Source organism: Caulobacter sp. ALps2, from assembly GCF_058681635.1.
Genome location: NZ_CM178743.1, coordinates 1991292 through 2009706, shown reverse-complemented (window position 1 = coordinate 2009706; position 18415 = coordinate 1991292). Strand labels below are relative to the sequence as shown.

The following is an 18415-nucleotide window of genomic DNA, read 5'->3' as shown; positions in this document are numbered from 1 at the left end:
GCGCTACGCCGGGGGCGCCCCTGGGTTTTGATCAGCTCGCCGAGCGACAGACTTCCGCGATGCGGTCGGCCATTTTGTAATCGCCTTCGCGCAACACCATCCGCAGGGCCCCCTCGCAGTGACCGTTGTTGATCAGGTTGGCGGCGCGCTGGGCCGTAAGCTTGCGGTGGCCGTCGCTCTCGCTCGACATCGAACCCGGGGGAAAGCTGGCCCGCGGCGCCGACGGCCAACCCAGCACGCCGCGCTGGGCGGCGGCGCCCGTGGCGCCGAGCGTGAGGACGCCGATGATGGTGAGCGAGAGGAGGCGCATGACGATCCCTTCCGGCGACCGTGTCGCCCGCGTGCGGAATCAACCCGAGGGCGATACACCCGCGTCGCTCACCCCGCAATGGTCAGGGCGGGAGGGCGTCTTGGACGCCTTAGGCCTTCTTGAGATGCCGCGCGCGCAGCTTGTCGACGTTCGGCGGGTCGGCGCGGAAGTCCGAGGCCAGGCCCAGGCGGGCGTTGCACGACGGGCAGCGGACCGAATCCCCGTCGGCCAGTTCGGTCGGCGGGTCGAAGCGCGTGCCGCATGGCTTGCACTTCCAGTCGCCCACGGCCGGAGGCGGGGGCGGCGGAGGCGGCGGCGCGGCCTGGGGCGTGAACACCGTGGTGCGGGCCGACGGCTTGACCATGCGCTCGAGCGGCGGCGGACCGCCGGGAGCGGCGACAGCGCTCTTGAGGCTCAGGGTCTTGCGGCGCGGGGGCTCGCTCTCGCTCATGGTCTCGCTAGTCTTAAAGGGGATGGGGGCTTCTAGGATAGGACCCGGGCTTGCTGCATGAAAGCGGCCGGAAACACAAGCTTTATAAGGGAAAAAGCCCTTACCAGTGCGGCTTCAGGCTGAACGACAGGGCCACCACGTCGTCCTTTTGCGTGGCCAGGCCCATGATGCCTTCCTTGGCCCTGATCTCGCGATGGATGTAGCCAAGCGAGGCCTGCATCGCGCCGCGGCGCCAGGCGACGCCGGCCTGGCTGTCGCCGATCAGCTTGCTGGTGACGTCCTGGGTCAGGCCGCCCCGGCTCCAGTCGCCATTCTGGCCGCGCAGCATGTTCAGGCCCACGGCCCTGCCGCTGGCGGCGGCGAAGATGTACCAACGGCCGCGATCGCCGTACGCCTCATCGCCTTCGCGCACGCCCAGCGCCTGGTTCACCCGGTCGCCCATGTTCTTCTTCTTGCCCAGGCGCACGGTGGCGCCGGCCTCGGCCGAGCCGCCGGCCCCGCCATAGCCGATGCCGGCGTGCGGGGTGACGTCGAGGGCGAACTTGCGCCCCCGCAGCGACACAGCCGCTGGCCAACCGCGTGTCAGGGTCACGTCGACATCCTGGACGTCGTAAGCGTCGCTATCCGGACGGACCAGGGTCAGGGGCGCGACGGCGGCCGTCTTGGCCACACCGGCCATCGAGACGCGGACGCTGTCGATCGGGCCGCCGGCCTGGGCTTGGCGCGTGAAGGCATTCGAGCGCCAGGTCACCGGACCCGCGCCATCATAGTAGCGGTTGGCGTCGAGGATGCGGGCGTCGCCGGCGATGCTGGCGGCGGGCGAGAGCGCAAAGCCTCCTTCGACCTCGGCCTCCGGGGCATCGATCCGACGGGCCACGAAGCCGGTCGCGCTGTTCGGATCGAGCGGACGCAGGCTCTCGGGCTTCACCTGGAAGGAAATCGGCGCGGCGGGCTTGTCGAGCGCCGCGGCGCGCTTATCTGACGGCTTCAGCTTGCCGGCCTTCGTGGCCGCGCAGGCCGCGCCGGCATGGGCGGAGACCATGGCCACGAGCATGGCCACGAGACAAAAACCGGTACGCTCCCCAGCGGTCCGCATCGCGGATTCCCCAATCCCAACGGAAGTCCAGCCTACGCGCTTCGTGTGACGTGTCTATCGTGACGAATGCGCACATGGTGAACCGCCACGGACCGCGCCGGTTCCGCCCGAATGTCGCCACAAACGAAAACGGCGGCGCGATTGCCCGCGCCGCCGTCGTCATGTCGTGGAGTTGCTCGGCTTATTGGCAGGCCAGGCACTCGTCATAGTCTGTCTTTTCCGGAGCGTCGAAACCGGCGGTCTCGGCCTTCTCTCCCGCGCCGGCATAGGCCGCGCGCTGCACCGACTTTGAGCGCAGGTAGTACAACGACTTCACGCCGCGCTCCCAGGCCTGCCAGTGCAGCATGTGCAGGTCCCACTTGTCGACGTCGCCGGGCAGGAAGATGTTCACCGACTGGCTCTGGCAGATTTCCGGCGTGCGGTCGGCGGCCAGCTCGACCACCCAGCGCTGGTCCAGTTCGAAGGCGGTCTTGTAGACGTCCTTCTCGTCCTGGCTCAGGAAGTCCAGGTGCTGAACCGAGCCTTCGTGCTCCAGGATCGAACCCCACACCGCATCGGTGTTCTGGCCCTTCTCCGCGAGCAAGTTCTCCAGATAGGGGTTCTTCACCGCGAACGAGCCCGACAGGGTCTTGTGGGTGTAGATGTTGGCCGGGATCGGCTCGATGCCCGCCGACGTGCCGCCGCAGATGATCGAGATCGAGGCGGTCGGGGCGATGGCCAGCTTGTGCGAGAAGCGCTCGACCGACCCGCGATCGGCGGCGTCCGGGCACGGGCCCTTCTCTTCGCCCAGCGCGATCGAGGCCTTGTCGGCTTCGCGGCGCAGGTGCTTGAACATCCGCATGTTCCAGCTCTTGGCCAGGGCGCTCTCGAACGGAACGTTCTGGCTCTGCAGGAAGCTGTGGAAACCCATCAGGCCCAGGCCCACCGAGCGCTCGCGCATGGCGGCGTAGGCGGCCGTGGCGGCCGCGTCCGGGGCGCGATCGATGAAGTCCTGCAGCACGTTGTCCAGGAAACGCATGACGTCCTCGATGAACGTCGGGTGGTCGCGCCACTCCAGGAAGGTCTCGGCATTGACCGACGACAGGCAGCAGACGGCGGTGCGCTCGTTGCCCAGGTGGTCGGTGCCGGTGTGCAGCATGATCTCGCTGCACAGGTTCGACTGGCGCACCTTCAGGCCCAGCTCGCGCTGGAACGCGGGCATGGCGCGGTTCACGGTGTCGGAGAAGATCAGATAGGGCTCGCCGGTCTGCAGGCGCAGCTCCAGCACCTTCTGCCACAGGGCGCGAGCGTCGACTTCGCGCAGGACCTCGTTGGTCTTGGGCGAGCGCAGGCCGAACTTGGTCCCGTCACGCACGGCGTGCATGAACTCGTCGGTGATGGAGAGGCCGTGGTGCAGGTTCAGGGACTTGCGGTTGAAGTCGCCCGACGGCTTGCGGATCTCGAGGAACTCCTCGATCTCGGGGTGGTGGATGTCGAGATAGACGGCGGCCGAGCCGCGGCGCAGCGAACCTTGCGAAATGGCCAGGGTCAGCGAGTCCATCACGCGGATGAAGGGGATGATGCCCGAGGTCTGGCCCTGGCCCTTCACCTTCTCGCCGATCGAGCGGACGCCGCCCCAGTAGGTGCCGATGCCGCCGCCATTGGCCGCCAGCCAGACGTTCTCGTTCCAGACGCCCAGGATGCCGTCCAGGCTGTCATTGACGGCGTTGAGGAAGCAGCTGATCGGCAGGCCGCGATCCGCGCCGCCATTCGACAGCACCGGGGTCGCCGGCATGAACCACAGGCGGCTCATATAATCGTAGACGCGCTGGGCGTGCTCGGCGTCGTCGGCGAAGGCCGTCGACACCCGGGCGAACATGTCCTGATAGGACTCGCCGGGCAGCAGGTAACGATCTTCCAGGGTGGTCTTGCCGAAGTCGGTCAGCAGGGCGTCACGCGAACGGTCCACCTGGACCTTCCGCACCAGCGCCAGCTGCGGCCGCTTGGCGGGCTTGATCGCCGCCAGTCGGGCTTCGTTCCGAACGCTCGTCTTCGCCGCTTCACTGCCGTTCATGACCAAATCCATTGCTCAATCAGCGTGTTCCGGAGAAGGGACTTGCCCCGGTCAGCCGCTATATCTTGTGGCTGAGGAGCCCCCTCAACCCACATATGGGGCCATAGTGGCTAATGACTCGTCAACGCCCCGGAGGCGAGTTTTTCGTTAACAACCTGTGAACGGCCGCAAGTTGCATAGGCGGGACAAGGGGTTGCCTGGACGAACTTTTTTCAGCCGCGACAGGAGGTCGCAAGAGGCCCCGAGACATCCGCCCCCGGACAACGCCGTTCGTTAACAGGGTGACCACAAGGGATAGTGGTTGGCGGTGGATACCGCCCGTCCGGCGCCCTCTCGGGCGAGCGCCGCGAAAGGCCCGCAAACCGGGCCTTCAGCTACAATATGGGGCCGACGGGCCCGGCCGCCAAGCATCGCCGAGGGTCCAGATCGGGAGATTCGGACCACCCCATTCGAACTTGGGGGTCCAGACATAGAGAAAGGGCCCGGCGTCGCCGCCGGGCCCTCCCAAGTCTTCAGTCGATTCGATCTTAGAAGTTGATCGAGATCGTCGAACGGCGGTTCAGCGGTTCCTTGACACCATCGCCAGTGGCGACGGCCGGAGCGCTTTCACCCTTCCAGTCGACGGCCAGGGCCGTCGTGGGAACGCCTTGCGAGGCCAGGGCGTCGGCGACGGCGCGAGCGCGGCGTTCCGAGAGCTTGGCGTTGTACTTCGGCGAGCCCGACGTGTCGGTGTGGCCGACGACGACGATCTTGGTCGCGTGACCGTCGTTCGAGTACTTCGCGGCTTCCGAGACCACCGATTGCGCTTCCGGCGTCAGGACCGATTGGTCGAACGGGAAGTAAACGATGAACTCGCGGGCCTCATACTGCGGCGGCGGCGGAGGCGGCGGCGGCGGGGGAGGCGGCGGGGGCGGAGGCGGCGGGGGAGGCGGCGGCGGCGGGGGCGGCGGCGGAGGCGGCGGCGACGCGAACGAGTAGCGGAGACCGACGGTCACCGACTGGTCGCGGTACTGGCCTTCGAAGGCGCCCGGCTGCAGCACGCTGGAGCCCATCGACTGCCAAGCATGGTCCGCGCCGGTGATGTAGCGGTAGGTGAAATCGATGTTCAGCTTGTCCGTGGCCTTGATCGAGGCGCCGGCGATGGCTTGCCAGGCGATGGCCAGATCGTCGTCGTCAACGGTCAGGTTCTGGATGGCCGGGTTGGTCGCCGTGATGGCGCCCGGAACGCTGCTGAATTGACCCAGGGTCTTGACGTCCAGGCGGTTGATGCCGACGCCGGCGCCCACGAACGGGTTCAGCCAGGAGCCCGGAGCGAAGTCATAAATGACGTTCGCCATCAGGGTCCAGGATTCGATCGAGCCGTCCGGCGAGCCGCAGGTCGGAGCGGCGGCGGTGCGGGTGACGCCCGGGGTGCAGAGGCCGACCGGCAGACGCTGGGCCGGGCCGTGGACGCTCTTCAGGTCGCCGGGGCGATAGCCGCCCTCGACTTCAGCGCGCCAGTTCGGGTTGAACTGGTAGCCGAGGCGAACGAAGCCGGTCCAGTCCTTCTCGGACTTCCAGGCCCAGTGATAGTGAGCACCGTCCGGAGCGTTTTGATCCGACTCGGTCTTCACGCTCTGCGGCCAGTGATAGCCAAGGTCGACCGCGCCGTACCAGCCGGTCTCTTGAGCCGAAACGCCCGACGCGGCGAACACCGCGGCCAGAGCAGCTCCTGCCAGGAGGTTGAGTTTCATAGTTGAAGAGCCCTCTATTGCCCTGCCCAGGCCGGAGACCGACCGAGCACTGTTATACCAAGGCGAACGCCACGGGAAAGTGTCAGCAAAGACACACTCGTCAGGTTTCGCCCCCCTGCCCTTTGCTCAGGAAAGCTACACATGACCGCCCCTCAGAATCAACTTCCGAGCGTGCCCGCCGTCATCCACGGAAGATAAGCGTCTGCTCCGCTGGGTTCGCACGTGAACCGTTTGCACGCAAGGGCTTGAAGCCATGAAATGGTCAAGCATTCGCAGATCGTCGCCGAAAAACCTCACCTTTTGCTGGCGTTGGTCAGGTCCTCGACCAAACTTGACCAGATCGGGCCCTAATCCAGAGTGGTGCGATAGCGCGCCATGGCCAGGGCCGAGACGGCCAGGACGAAGACTCCGAGCGCGGAGAGACTTGGCCACAGCTGGGCGAGATCCAGCCCCTTCAGCAGGGCGCCGCGCACCACCCTGAGAAAGTGTGTCACCGGGATCACGCCGCCCAGCGCCTGGGCCCAGTCGGGCATGCCGCGGAACGGGAACATGAAGCCCGACAGCAGGATCGACGGGAAGATATAGAAGAAAGACATTTGCATCGCCTGCAGCTGGGTCCTCGCCACCGTCGAGATCAGGAAGCCCAGGGCCAGCGAGCCGATGATGAACAGCACGACGCCCAGCGACAACGCCGTCCAGCCTCCGGCCATCGGGATGGAAAACAGCGCCCGGGCCAGCATCAGGATCACCGCCGTCTGGACGATGCCGACGGCCACATACGGCGCCAGCTTGCCGATCATCACCTCGATTGGCCGGGCCGGCGTGGCCAGAAGGCTCTCCATGGTGCCGCGCTCGTACTCGCGGGTGACGCCTAGCGAGGTCATCATCACCAGGGTCATCGACAGGATCACGCCCAGCAGGCCCGGGACGATATTGTACGCGGTGATGGCCTCGGGATTGTAGCGGCGGTGGATCACCACCGAGAACGGATCGCCGCCCGGCCCTCCTTGGCCTTTTTGGGCCACGGCGCCCACCATGTCCCGCGTCAGGGCCGTGCGCGGCAAGTTCGACAGCGCCGCGATCGCCCCGCCGGTGGCGGCGGGGTCGGAGGCGTCGGCCTCGATCAGGATCTGGGCGTCGTCGCCGCGCACCACCCGGCGGCTGAAGTCCGCCGGAATGGTCAGGGCGAACTGCACCTCGCCGCGCGCCACCGCGTCGTCCAGCTCCTTGGGCGAGGTCGCGGCGCGGACGATCTCGAAATAGCCGCTGTTGACCAGGGCCGACAGGGTCGAGCGGGCCATCGGCCCCTGGTCCTGCACCAGCACCGCCGTCGGCAGGTCGCGTGGGTCGTTGTTGATGGCGTAGCCGAACAGCAAGAGCTGCACGATCGGCATGACCAGAATCATGGCGTAGGTCAGCCGGTCGCGGGTGAGCTGGATGAACTCCTTGATCAGCACGGCCAGGATGCGGGCGCCCGATAGCTGGCTCATTGAAAGTTGTCCGACGACTGGCCCATCAGCCGGATGAAGACGTCCTCCAGGGTCGGCTGGACCTCGGTCCATTCCAGAGGCGGCTCGCGGTAGGAGGCGATGGCGGCTTCCAGCGCCGCGCGATCCGTGCCGCTGACGTGCAGGGCGGCGCCGAACGGCGCGGCCATGATCACGCCGGGCGCCTTGGAGAGCTCGCGCGCCAGGCGGTCGGCGCCCTGCCCCTCGGCCCTGAAGGTGACCAGCCGTGATTGGGCGATGACTTCATCAGCCGTACCGCGCGCCATCAGTTTGCCGTAGGCGATGTAGGCGATGTCGTGGCAGCGCTCGGCCTCGTCCATGTAGTGGGTCGAGACCATCACGGTCAGGCCCTCGGCCGACAGGGCGTGGATCTCGTCCCAGAACTCGCGGCGGGCCTTGGGATCGACGCCGGCGGTGGGCTCGTCGAGCAGCAAGAGCTTGGGCTCGTGCATGACGCTGGCGGCCAGGGCCAGGCGCTGCTTCCAGCCGCCGGATAGCGAGCCGGCCAACTGCTTCTTGCGGGCGGTCAGGCCCAGGCGGTCCAGGCTTTCCTTTACCCGCTCGCGCCGGCGATCCAGCTCGTGGACGCGCGCGACGAAGTCGAGGTTCTCCTCGATCGACAGGTCCTCGTAGAGCGAGAACTTCTGGGTCATGTAGCCCGTCTGGCGCTTGACCGCCTCGGCGTCCCCGCGGAAGTCCAGGCCCAGCACCCACCCCTCGCCGCTGTCGGGGGTGAGCAGGCCGCAAAGCATTCGCAAGGTGGTGGTCTTGCCCGAGCCATTGGGCCCCAGGAAGCCGGTGATTCGGCCCTTCTCCACCTGGATCGACACGTCCCGCACCACGTGGCGCGGACCGAAGCTCTTGTTCAGCCCCCGGACATCGACGGCCAGGCCGCTCACCGGCCAGTCTCCTTGGAAGAGTCCTCCAGCGGGACGATGTCGACAGGCAGCCCCACGGCCAGCGGCGCGCCGGGCTCCGGCCGCGCCTCGACCAGGAACACCAGCCGCTGGCGGGCCTCGCGGCTATAGATCACCGGCGGGGTGAATTCCGACCGTGGCGAGACATAGTTGATCCGCGCCGTCCGTTCGGGCCCGCAGCCGTCGCAGCTGAAGCGCACGATCGCGCCGGCCCCGTACCGCGCGACCTCGGCCTCCGGCACGAAGAAGCGTAGGCGCACGCGGTCGTTGGTCAGCAACGCGACGATCGGCTGGTTGGCGGCGACCCATTCGCCGGGCTGATAGAAGACGTCCTGCACCCGGGCCGCCTTGGGCGCGCGCGGGCTGATCTGGTCCAGGCGATCCTGGGCGGCGGCCAGGGCCTCGCGGGCCGAGACGACGGCCGATCGGGCGGCGTTCACCGCGTCGGGGCGCGCGCCCAGGGTCCCGACATCCTTGCGGCGCGCGACGGCGGCGGCGTTGGCGCGGGCGGTGTCCAGGGCGGCCTTGACCTGGTCGAGGCGGGCCGGCGCGTAGATACCCTTCTTCACCAGAGGCGCGATGCGGTTGTAGTCGGCCTGGGCCTGGCGCACCTGAGCCTCGGCCGCGGCGCGCTCGGCGTCATAAACGGCCAGTTCCCGCGGGCGCTGGCCCTTCTCGGCGTCGCGCAGCTGGGCCGTGGCGATGGCGACCTGGGCGGCGGCCTGATCGCGGGCGGCCGTGAGCTGGGCGGCGTCGAGGGCGAACAGCGGCTGGCCGGCCTTGACCCGATCGCCGCGCTGGACGGCGACAGCACTGACGAGGCCCGCGTTCGAGGCTCCGACATAAAGCGTCTCGCCCTCGACATAGCCCGACAGGCGATGTGGCCGGTGGGCGTCGGGGCCGAGCAGCTTCCAGCCGAGGAAGCCGGCGACGCCCACGGCCGCGACGATGGCGATGATACGAACAGGCGGCTTCATGGCAGCATGACCACACGCGAGGCCAAGCCTGTCAGCACGGTCTCGCAGTGCTGCAGCGCCAGGGCCTCCAGGTCGACCGGCGGCGCCCCCACGGGCGAGAAGGTCTCCTGCCAGATCACCCCCATCAGAACGGGACCCACGATGCTGAAGGCCTGGAGGCGCGGATCGCCCGGGCGAACCTCGCCGCGTTCCTGGGCCCGGGCCAAGGCACCGGTCATCGCGCCGAGCGCGCGGCTAACGACCTCGTCGTGCCAGACACGGGCCAGTTCCGGAAAGTTGCGCGACTCGCCGACGACCAGCTTGGCCACGGCGCCCAGGCGCGATGTCCCGATCACCGTGACGATGCGTCCGACCGCCAGGCGCAGCAGATCCGGAAACGGCAGCGTGGCCTGGGCCAGCATGACCTCGACCATGCCGATGTTGGGAACCACCGCCTCGCGCACCACGGCGCGGAAGATGTCTTCCTTGGTCTCGAAATAGAGATACAGCGCGCCCTTCGAGATGCCAGCCTTTGCGGCGATCTCGTCCAGCTTGGCGGCGGCGAAGCCCTTTTCCGCGAACACTTCGAGCGCCGCCTGAACGATCTCGCCCGGCCGCGCCTCGCTGCGCCGACGCCATTTCGGAGTACCGGCCTGCATGATCTTGACCCGCCGATGTAAGTGACCGACGAGTCAGATACGCTTCGATGGTGGAAAGTTCAAGCCTTCGCCGTCACCAACCAGGACGCCGAATGCATCGTCGCGACGCCGTCCCGAGCATAAGGCTCAAGGGCCGCCGTCACCGCCTCGACGACCTTGGCCCGCACGACGGCGTCGACGTCCTTCAGGATCGGATTCAACGGCCCCACCCGCAGGCTCATGGTCAGCAGCTCGTCGAAGCTGAGCGGGCTTTCGGTGTCCAGCGGCGCGATCTCGATCGCGCTCCAGCCGGCCTCCGCCAGGATCCGCCGCACGCGGTCGGGATCGGCGAAGGCGAAGCGGCCCGGCGCGTCCTTCTCGAACTTGGGCGTTTCCGGCAGGAACGGCGCGGCGGCGCGCAGCGGGACCAGCGATAGCGGGTTCTCCTCGGGCGAACGCCAGGCGGCGAAGGCCAGCTTGCCGCCCGGTTTCAGGGCCGTGCGCAGGTTGGCGAAGGCCGCCACCGGGTCGGGGAAGAACATCACCCCGAAGCACGAGACCATGGCGTCGAATTCGGGCGCGAAGGCATGGGTCTGGGCGTCGGCCAGCAGGAACTCCACACTCTCGATCCCGTCCTCGCCCGCGCGGCGACGGGCCAGCTCGACCAGGGCCGGCGAGATGTCGGCGCCGACCGCGCGGCCCGTGGGGCCCACCCGCCAGGCCGCCGCGAAGGTGGTCGCGCCCGAGCCGCAGCCGACGTCCAGCACGGCCTCGCCGTTCACCGGCCCGGCGGCGTCGACCACCGCCTCGGCGATCGGGGCCATGATCCGGTCCAGCAGCGCCTGGTGCTCGACCCAGACCCGGCCCGCGCGGTCCCAGTAGGCCGCCATGTCGCGTTCAGGGGTAGTGCTCATCGTCATCTCCGTCGTTGCCAGCATCGGCCTGCCCGCGCATCCTGCAAGTTGAAGCGCACTTGAGGTCAAGCGGTGTTCGACATCGACATTTCAGAACTCTCGAAACGTTCGGGCGCGCAGGCCTCGACCCTGAGATTCTACGAGGAGAAGGGCCTGATCGCCTCGACCGGGCGACGGGGCCTCAAGCGCCTGTTCGCGCCCGATACCGCCGAGCGCCTGTCGCTGATCGCCCTGGGCCGCGCCTCTGGCTTCTCGCTGGACGAGATCGCCATCATGCTTCACGGACCCGACGTCGACCGCGACCGCCTTCGCGCCAAGGCCGACGATCTGGATCGCAGGATCGAGCAGCTTGCCCGCATGCGCGACGGCCTGCGCCACGCGGCCGACTGCAAGGTCCCAGTGCTGACCGACTGCCCGCACTTCCTGCGCATCGTGAAGGCGGCCGGCCATCGCCGGCGGCGCTATCGGGCGGAAGCCGTCTAGGCGAAGCGCTTGGCGCCGGCCACGCACAGCACGATCACGGCGGTGACCGCCAGCATGGCGGGGGCGACCGGCTCGTGCAGCAGCAGGCCGGCCAGGGCGAGGCCGAAGAACGGTTGCAGCAGTTGCAGCTGTCCGACCTTGGCGATGCCGCCCAGGGCCAGGCCCCGGTACCAGAACACGAAGCCGATCAGCATGCTGAACACCGAGACATAGGCCAGGCCCCACCAGGCGCTGGGCGCTATGCCGCTCCACGCCAAGGGCAGGGTGATCACCGCGATCACCGCCATCACCGGCAGGGCCAGAACCAAAGCCCAGCAGATCACCTGCCAGCCGCCCAGCCGGCGCGACAGCACCGCCCCCTCGGCATAACCCAGGCCGCACGCGACGATCGCCGCCACCATCAGGAGGTCGCCAGCCACCGATCCCGAGCCGCCGCGCGAGAGGGCGAAGCCGGCGACCGACAGGCTGCCGATCACCGAGAAGATCCAGAACGCCGGCCTCGGCCGCTCGCCGCCACGGAGCACGCCGAAGATCGCCGTCGCCAGCGGCAGCAGGCCCACGAACACCACGGAGTGGGCGGTGTCGATGTGCTGCAAGGCCATCGCCGTCAGCAGCGGAAACCCGACCACGACGCCCAAGGCCACCACCAGCAACGGCCGCAGGTCCGAGGCGGCGGGGCGCTTCTGCCGTAGCGCCAGCAGCAGCACGACGCCCAGTAGGGCCGCGATCACGGCGCGGGCGGACGTCAGGAACGCGGGACCAAAGCCGCCGATCGCCACGCGCGTGGCCGGCAGCGAGCCGCTGAAGATGATCACGCCCAGGAGGCCGCTGCCCCAGCCCGTCGATGTCCGTTCCACACGTCGCTCCCCGCGAGAAAGCGCGAGCCATAAAGAGCGGGCTTCGCCGGACCCAGGAACGGTCGGTACGATTTCGACCGAACTGTATGCTATTGATAGCCACACAGTTGAGGAGCGACACCATGGCCAAGGCCGCGAGCCGGACCGGCGAGGTGATGCAGGTGATCCGGAGCCGCATCTCCAGCCGCGCCTTGGGCCACGGCGACCGGTTGCCGTCGATCCGCGCCCTGGCCGCGACCCTCGAGGTCTCGCCATCCACCGTGGTCGAGGCCTATGACCGGCTGGCGGCCGAGGGCGTGGTGCGCTCGCGGCCGGGCTCCGGCTTCTACGTCAGCGCCGGCGTCGCCACGCCGACGGTCAACGCGCTCCAGCCCCGCGCCGACCGCGCCATCGATCCGCTGTGGGTTTCGCGTCAGTCGCTGGACGCCACGCCAGAGGCGCTGAAGCCCGGCTGCGGCTGGCTGCCGCCGGACTGGATGCCGGGCACGATCCTGCGGCGGGCCATGCGCGGCCTCTCCCACGCCGACGATGCGGTGCTGGTCGACTACGGCAATTCGCGCGGCCTCCTGGACCTGCGCCAGTTGCTGGCTCGCCGCGCCGCCGCCGACGGGCTGGATGTCGGCCCCGAGCAAATCCTGCTGACCGCCTCGGGCACCCAGGCCATCGACCTGATCTGCCGCTTTTTGCTGAAGCCCGGTGACGCGGTGCTGGTCGACGATCCCTGCTACTTCAACTTCCAGGCCCTGCTGCGCGCCCACAAGGTGCGGATCGTCAGCGCGCCCTACACACCCACGGGCCCGGACGTGGCGGCCTTCGCCGAAGTCCTCGCCGCCGAGCGGCCGCGTCTCTACATCACCAATTCGGCGATCCACAATCCAACCGGCGCGACCATGTCGGCCCAGACCGCGCACAAGCTGCTGACCATCGCTTCCGCTCATGGACTGGTCATCGTCGAGGACGACATCTTCGCCGAGTTCGAGCCCGAGCCCTCCCCGCGCCTGGCGGCCTTCGACGGCCTGACCAACGTCATCCGCATCGGCAGCTTCTCCAAGACCCTGTCGGCCTCGGTGCGCTGCGGCTATATCGCCGCGCGTCCGGACTGGATCGAGGCGATGGTCGACCTCCAGGTCGCCACCAATTTCGGCGGCGCCAGTCCGGTGGCGGCAAGGCTGATCTTCGACAGCCTGATGGACAGCGGCTATCGCCGGCACGTCGAGGCCCTGCGCCGGCGGCTGTCGGGCGCGCGCCGCGACGCCAATTCTCGCTTGGCGAGCCTGGGCGTGAAGACCTGGGTGACGCCGCGTGGCGGCTTCTATCTGTGGGGCCGACTGCCCGACGGCCGCGACGCCTCGGAGATCGCCCGCGCCGCTCTGGAACACGACGTGATCCTGGCTCCGGGCGACGTGTTCAGCGCCGCCCAGAAAGCGCCGGACTTCATGCGTTTCAATGTCGGCCAGATGCAGGATCCGCGCGTCTTCGCGGTCCTGAAGGCGGCGCTGGCCTAGGGCGCTCGGTCTTAAGGCGCGGGGCGCAGGATCTTGGCCATCGCCTTGCCCTTGGCCAGCTCGTCGATCAGCTTGTCCAGGTAGCGGATCTCGCGCATCAGCGGCTCGGCCACCTCTTCCACGCGCACGCCGCAGACCAGCCCCTTGATCTCGGCGCGGGCGGGGTTCAGCCGGGCCTTGGCGAAAAAGGTCTCGAAGTCGGTCTTCGCCGCGATCTCGGCCTCGAGCTCCCGCTGGCTGAAGCCGGTCAGCCACAGGATGATCTCGTCGACCTCGGCCTTGGTCCGGCCCTTGCGCTCGGCCTTGGTCACGTAGAGCGGGTAAACGCTGGCGAAGCTGGTGCTGTAGATGCGGTGGCTCATCAGCCGCCCTCGCCGTGGGACTCGGCCCAGGCCTTGGTCGCCGCGCACACGTCCATCGCCCGCCTATACCCCTCGCGCGCCGTGGCGCGGTCCACATAGGCGCGCTCGGCTTCATTGAGTTCGTAGCCGCCGGCGCGCTTGGCGAACTGCAGGGCGTAGGTCACGGAGATATCGGCCGCAGTGAAGGCTTCGCCGGCCATGTAGGGCGCGCTGGCCAGCTGCCGGTTCACCAGGCGCAGACGGCCCTTGAACATCGCGAGACCCTTGCGGGCGCCCCAATTGTCCTTCTCGTCCTCGGGCGCGAGGATGCGGCTGACCACCGGAATGAACATCGGCATCGCCAGGCCCGCCTCGCCCAGATGCAGGAACTGCTGGTAGTTCGGGAAGGCCGGGTCCTGGGGATCGGGCGCCATGGGCGTCGGCCCATAACGCGCCATCAGATATTCCATGATCGCGATCGACTCGACCATGACGATGTCGCCGTCCCGGATCGCGGGAATGAAGCCGGCGGGGTTGATGGCCATGAACTCGGTGTCGTTCTCGACCCCGGCCAGCATGTCCACCGGCCGCAGCCGATACGGCAGCCCCATCTCCTCCAGCAGCCAGGCGACCCGAAAGCCCCGACCTTCGCCGTATAGGGTGATCATGATCGCGGCTCCCTTAATGCCTGGGGCCCATTCAATCACGCGAAGGCGCGTCAGGCGCAACTGGCGGTTCCGGGCGTCCTTCGAAGCGCCCCTGTCCAGCGCGGGAAAGTCTAGCGCAGGGTGGCGTCGCGCAGCCGGCGGCGTCTTCCTCCCAGCGCGTCTGGACGGTTCAGCACCTTCCGATACTCGTCGCGGCGCTCGTGGATCGAGGCGATGACCAGGCCCATCGGCACGCCGATATCGACCAGCACGGCCTCGGACAGCTGCAGCGAGGCCTCGATGGTCTCGGGCACGGCGTCGGTGGCGCCCAGTTCGTAGAGGCGCGCGGCATGGCGGGCGTCGCGGGCGCGGACCACGATCGGCACGTCCGGCCGGGCCCCGCGCGCAGCGGCGACCACGGCTTCAGCCACCTCGAAGGCGTCCATGGTCACGACCACCGCTTTGGCCGTGGCCAAGCCGCAGCGCTCCAGCAGCTCCAGCCGCGAAGCGTCGCCGTAGTAGATGCGCGAGCCGTCGCGGCGGTCCTGCTCGACCAGGCGGGCGTCGCGGTCGACGGCGATCCAAGGCAGGTCGTGGCGGCCCAGCATGTCGCCGACCAACTTGCCCACGCGACCATAGCCGACGACCAACACCTGGCCGGCCGGCTCGGGGCCGACGCGGTCCGGCTCCCGGTCCGTGGACGGCGGGGCTTCGCTGATCGGCAGCGGCGCGCTCTTGCGACCCAGATAGCCGCCCAGCGCCGCCAGGCCCGGGATCAGGAACATGGTCAGGGTCGCCGAGACCAGCACCGCCTGACCGACGCCGGGCGAGACCACCCCGGCCCCGATGGCGTTGTCCAGCAGCACGAAGGCGAACTCGCCGCCGGCCGCCAGGATCAGGGCCGCCTCGATCGCCGCGCGCTTGTTCAGGCCCATGACCAGGCCGCTGCCGAACACCACCGCCGTCTTCAGCACCAGCAGGCCCGCCGCCGTGGCCAGGATCGCGGCCGGTTGCGCCACCAGCAGAGAAAGGTCCAGGCGGATGCCCAGCGACACGAAGAACAAGGAAAGCAGCAGGCCCTTGAACGGCTCGATCTTGACCTCGACCTCGTGGCGATACTCGGTCTCGGCGAGCAGGACGCCGGCCACGAAGGCGCCCAGCGCCATCGACAGGCCCGACAGAGCGCTGACCATGCCCGCGCCGATGATCACCAGCAGGCAGGCGGCCATGAACATCTCTTCGCTCTTGGCCTTGGCGACGGATTTCAGCATCGGCCGCAGGGCCAGGCGCCCGACCAGCACGATCGCGCCCAGGCCGATCGCGGCCGGCGCCAGGGCCAGCAGGTCCTTCAACTGGAACGTGCCATTGCCGCGGCCCAGAATGGCCAGGGTAATCAGGATGGGGGCGACGGCCAGGTCCTGGAACAGCAGCACCGAGAAGGTGGCGCGGCCGGCCTCCGAGTGCAGGCGGCGGCGCTCGGCCAGCACCGGCACGGCGATGGCGGTCGAGGACAGGGTCAGGGCCGCGCCGATGGTCAGGGCGGCCACGGGATCCTGGCCCAGCAGCATGGCGCCGGCGCCCAGGGCCAGCGAGCAGCCGATGACCTGCACCGCGCCCAGGCCGAACACCCATTTGCGCATCAGCCGCAGGCGCTCCCACGACAGCTCCAGCCCGATCATGAACAGCAGGAACACGACCCCGAACTCGGCCAGCTGGGCGATTTCATCGGGATTGTCGACGGTGACGTAGTCCAGCCACGGAGCATAGGGGATGAACCGGCCTAGACCAAAGGGTCCAAGGATCACCCCGGCCAGCAGATAGCCAAGGATCGGATTGATCCTCAGCCGCTTGAACAGCGGCGCGACAATGCCGGCGGTCGCCAGGAACAGGACCAGGTCCTTGTAGCTCTCTGGTGAAACCTCGTGCGCCACGCGCTCTCCTTTTGCTTCTAGACCGGTCGCTTCAAACGCACACCGGGCCCCGCCTCGTCCGCCACGATCAGCGACACTCCCCCCGCCTCGATCGCGTCGATCAGGAGGCGTTCGGTGCTATGGTGCAAGGCGTGGCGCTCGGTCTCGAAGTCCTTGACCGTGCTGCGCGACACGCCCGCCTTGTCGGCGAGCTCCCCCTGGGACCAATTGATCAGTCCTCGGGCGGCCCGGCACTGGGCCGGGAGGAGAATTTTTGCGTGTGGCATCTGGCGCACCCAGGCTTAGTCGCCCATATTGGTTGAGTACGCCCGAAAAAGCTGATCGTCAAGGAGAGCCTTTGCACCACACCTCGCTGATCGCCACCATCGTCGCGGGCCTGGGTCTCGCCTTCGTCTTCGGCGCCATCGCCAACCGGCTGAAGTTGCCGGTGCTGGTCGGCTACCTGCTGGCGGGCGTCGTCGTCGGGCCGTTCACGCCCGGCTATGTCGCCGACCAGGAACTGGCCCCGCAACTGGCCGAGATCGGCGTGATCCTGCTGATGTTCGGCGTCGGCCTGCACTTCTCGCTGAAGGATCTGATGGCGGTGAAGAACATCGCCATTCCAGGCGCGATCGTGCAGATCGGGGCGGCGACGGTGATGGGCCTGGGCCTGGCGGTCGCGCTGGGCTGGAGCGTCGGCGCGGGCGTGGTGTTCGGCCTGGCCCTGTCGGTCGCTTCGACCGTGGTGCTGCTGCGCGCGCTTCAGGAGCGACGGCTGATCGAGACCGGACGCGGCAAGATCGCGGTCGGCTGGCTGATCGTCGAGGACCTGGCCATGGTGCTGGCCCTCGTACTGCTGCCGGCCCTGTCGGGCGTGCTGGGCGGCGAGGCGCCGACCCATCAGGGCAGCGACGGCGTAGGCATGGCCTTCGCCGTCACCATCGGCAAGGTCGTGGCCTTCGTGGCCTTCATGCTGATCGTCGGCCGCCGGGTGATCCCGTGGATCCTGCACCGCATCGCCCACACCGGCTCGCGCGAGCTGTTCCGCCTGGCCGTGCTGGCCATCGCCCTCGGCGTGGCCTTTGGTTCGGCCGCGCTGTTCGGCGTGTCGTTCGCCCTGGGGGCCTTCTTCGCCGGCATGATCATGGCCGAGAGCGAACTGTCGCAACAGGCGGCCAACGAAACCCTGCCGCTGCGCGACGCCTTCGCGGTGCTGTTCTTCGTCTCGATCGGCATGCTGTTCGACCCCAGCGTCCTGTTGCGCGAGCCGCTGGCGGTGCTGGCCACCCTGGCGATCATCGTGGTGGGCAAGTCGATCGCCGCCCTGGTCATCGTCCTGGCCTTCCGCCGCCCGATGAGCACGGCCCTGACCATCTCGGTCAGCCTGGCCCAGATCGGCGAGTTCTCGTTCATCCTGGCGGGCCTGGGCGTCTCGCTGAAGCTCTTGCCCGACAACGGCCGCGACCTCGTCCTGGCCGGCGCCATCCTGTCGATCCTGGTCAACCCGCTGCTGTTCGCCTGGCTGGACCGCATCCTGCCCGGGATGATCGCCAAGGAGCGCGTGGCCTCGGGCGAGCCGCCGATCCCCGCCGCCGCCAAGCCCCACGCCCTGCTGATCGGCTACGGCCGGGTCGGCAAGGCCGTGGCCGAGGGCCTGAAGGGCAAGACCCCGCTGGTGGTGATCGAGGACGACCCCGAGCGCGCCGAGGAACTGCGCAAGGCCGGCTTCGAGACGATTGGCGGCAACGCCGTCAAGCCCGAGGTGCTGCTCAAGGCCGGCCTGGACAAGGCCACCCACCTGTTCGTCGCCGTGCCCAATCCGTTCGAGGCGGCCCGCATCATCGAGCAGGCCCGCGCCGCCAATCCGCAGTGCGAGATCGTCGCCCGCGCCTATACCGACGCCGACGTCCTGCTGCTCAAGCAGATGGGCGCCACCCACGCCCTGATCGGCGAGGAGGAGATCGCCAAGGGCATGCTGTCGCGGGCGCCGAGGAAGAAACCGGCGGCCAGTTCGGCGCATCACTAGCTGGGATCCGTCTCCCCGGCTTTCGCCGGGGAAACGGCATTGGGAAGCACCGAATGCGGATTTTACTGGT

The 18415-nt window shown here is 68.5% G+C and carries 18 protein-coding genes; 3 read left to right on the top strand and 15 right to left on the bottom strand.

The window, feature by feature from the left end; all coding sequences use genetic code 11:
* Positions 1-31: 31 nt before the first annotated feature.
* From ACW173_RS09610 to ACW173_RS09565, 10 genes are all read right to left on the bottom strand, one after another.
* Positions 32-310 carry a hypothetical protein gene (locus ACW173_RS09610; RefSeq protein ID WP_492084902.1) on the bottom strand — a complete coding sequence of 93 codons (279 nt, stop codon included), beginning with the start codon at positions 308-310 and terminating at the stop codon, positions 32-34.
* A gap of 109 nt (positions 311-419) precedes the next feature.
* Positions 420-761: a hypothetical protein gene (locus tag ACW173_RS09605; RefSeq protein WP_492084900.1), complete on the bottom strand. Its 342-nt coding sequence runs from the start codon at positions 759-761 to the stop codon at positions 420-422.
* Positions 762-861: 100 nt separating this feature from the next.
* Positions 862-1857 carry a lipid A-modifier LpxR family protein gene (locus ACW173_RS09600; protein WP_492084898.1) on the bottom strand — a complete coding sequence of 332 codons (996 nt, stop codon included), beginning with the start codon at positions 1855-1857 and terminating at the stop codon, positions 862-864.
* Between the two features lie 181 nt (positions 1858-2038).
* Positions 2039-3916: a ribonucleoside-diphosphate reductase subunit alpha gene (locus ACW173_RS09595; RefSeq protein ID WP_492085965.1), complete on the bottom strand. Its 1878-nt coding sequence runs from the start codon at positions 3914-3916 to the stop codon at positions 2039-2041.
* 521 nt (positions 3917-4437) lie between these two features.
* Positions 4438-5643, bottom strand: coding sequence for an OmpA family protein (locus ACW173_RS09590; RefSeq protein ID WP_492084897.1), 1206 nt, complete (start codon positions 5641-5643; stop codon positions 4438-4440).
* A gap of 347 nt (positions 5644-5990) precedes the next feature.
* On the bottom strand, positions 5991-7133 hold the full coding sequence (locus ACW173_RS09585) for an ABC transporter permease (RefSeq protein ID WP_492084896.1): 1143 nt from the start codon (positions 7131-7133) through the stop codon (positions 5991-5993).
* Positions 7130-8050 (bottom strand): ABC transporter ATP-binding protein, encoded by a 921-nt coding sequence (locus ACW173_RS09580; protein ID WP_492084894.1) that lies wholly within the window; start codon positions 8048-8050, stop codon positions 7130-7132. The genes ACW173_RS09585 and ACW173_RS09580 overlap by 4 nt, the downstream gene beginning before the upstream one ends.
* On the bottom strand, positions 8047-9045 hold the full coding sequence (locus tag ACW173_RS09575) for an HlyD family secretion protein (protein WP_492084892.1): 999 nt from the start codon (positions 9043-9045) through the stop codon (positions 8047-8049). Before ACW173_RS09575 ends, ACW173_RS09580 begins: the two co-directional genes overlap by 4 nt.
* Positions 9042-9683 carry a TetR/AcrR family transcriptional regulator gene (locus tag ACW173_RS09570; RefSeq protein ID WP_492084890.1) on the bottom strand — a complete coding sequence of 214 codons (642 nt, stop codon included), beginning with the start codon at positions 9681-9683 and terminating at the stop codon, positions 9042-9044. The genes ACW173_RS09575 and ACW173_RS09570 overlap by 4 nt, the downstream gene beginning before the upstream one ends.
* 59 nt (positions 9684-9742) lie before the next feature.
* On the bottom strand, positions 9743-10576 hold the full coding sequence (locus ACW173_RS09565) for a class I SAM-dependent methyltransferase (protein ID WP_492084889.1): 834 nt from the start codon (positions 10574-10576) through the stop codon (positions 9743-9745).
* A gap of 72 nt (positions 10577-10648) precedes the next feature.
* Here ACW173_RS09565 and ACW173_RS09560 point away from each other — a divergent pair, with 72 nt between their 5' ends.
* Entirely contained in the window at positions 10649-11059 is a 411-nt protein-coding gene (locus tag ACW173_RS09560; protein ID WP_492084887.1) for a helix-turn-helix domain-containing protein, read from the top strand.
* Here the strand turns inward: ACW173_RS09560 and ACW173_RS09555 are convergent.
* Positions 11056-11916, bottom strand: a complete 861-nt coding sequence (locus ACW173_RS09555) for a DMT family transporter (protein ID WP_492084886.1) — start codon at positions 11914-11916, stop codon at positions 11056-11058. The genes ACW173_RS09560 and ACW173_RS09555 overlap by 4 nt on opposite strands.
* A gap of 122 nt (positions 11917-12038) precedes the next feature.
* Here ACW173_RS09555 and ACW173_RS09550 point away from each other — a divergent pair, with 122 nt between their 5' ends.
* Positions 12039-13421, top strand: coding sequence for an aminotransferase-like domain-containing protein (locus ACW173_RS09550; protein ID WP_492084884.1), 1383 nt, complete (start codon positions 12039-12041; stop codon positions 13419-13421).
* Between the two features lie 11 nt (positions 13422-13432).
* On the opposite strand, the gene ACW173_RS09545 is transcribed toward ACW173_RS09550, so the two are convergent.
* The 4 genes from ACW173_RS09545 to ACW173_RS09530 form a co-directional block, all read right to left on the bottom strand.
* Positions 13433-13783, bottom strand: coding sequence for a DUF2200 domain-containing protein (locus ACW173_RS09545; RefSeq protein ID WP_492084883.1), 351 nt, complete (start codon positions 13781-13783; stop codon positions 13433-13435).
* Positions 13783-14430 carry a glutathione S-transferase family protein gene (locus tag ACW173_RS09540; RefSeq protein WP_492084881.1) on the bottom strand — a complete coding sequence of 216 codons (648 nt, stop codon included), beginning with the start codon at positions 14428-14430 and terminating at the stop codon, positions 13783-13785. Before ACW173_RS09540 ends, ACW173_RS09545 begins: the two co-directional genes overlap by 1 nt.
* A 110-nt stretch (positions 14431-14540) precedes the next feature.
* Positions 14541-16340 (bottom strand): cation:proton antiporter domain-containing protein, encoded by a 1800-nt coding sequence (locus ACW173_RS09535; protein ID WP_492084880.1) that lies wholly within the window; start codon positions 16338-16340, stop codon positions 14541-14543.
* A gap of 17 nt (positions 16341-16357) precedes the next feature.
* The gene (locus ACW173_RS09530; protein WP_291872164.1) at positions 16358-16606 is read right to left on the bottom strand and encodes a helix-turn-helix domain-containing protein; all 249 of its coding nucleotides are present in this window, start codon (positions 16604-16606) and stop codon (positions 16358-16360) included.
* 71 nt (positions 16607-16677) lie between these two features.
* Here ACW173_RS09530 and ybaL point away from each other — a divergent pair, with 71 nt between their 5' ends.
* Entirely contained in the window at positions 16678-18345 is a 1668-nt protein-coding gene (ybaL, locus tag ACW173_RS09525; RefSeq protein ID WP_492084877.1) for a YbaL family putative K(+) efflux transporter, read from the top strand.
* Positions 18346-18415 lie beyond the last annotated feature (70 nt).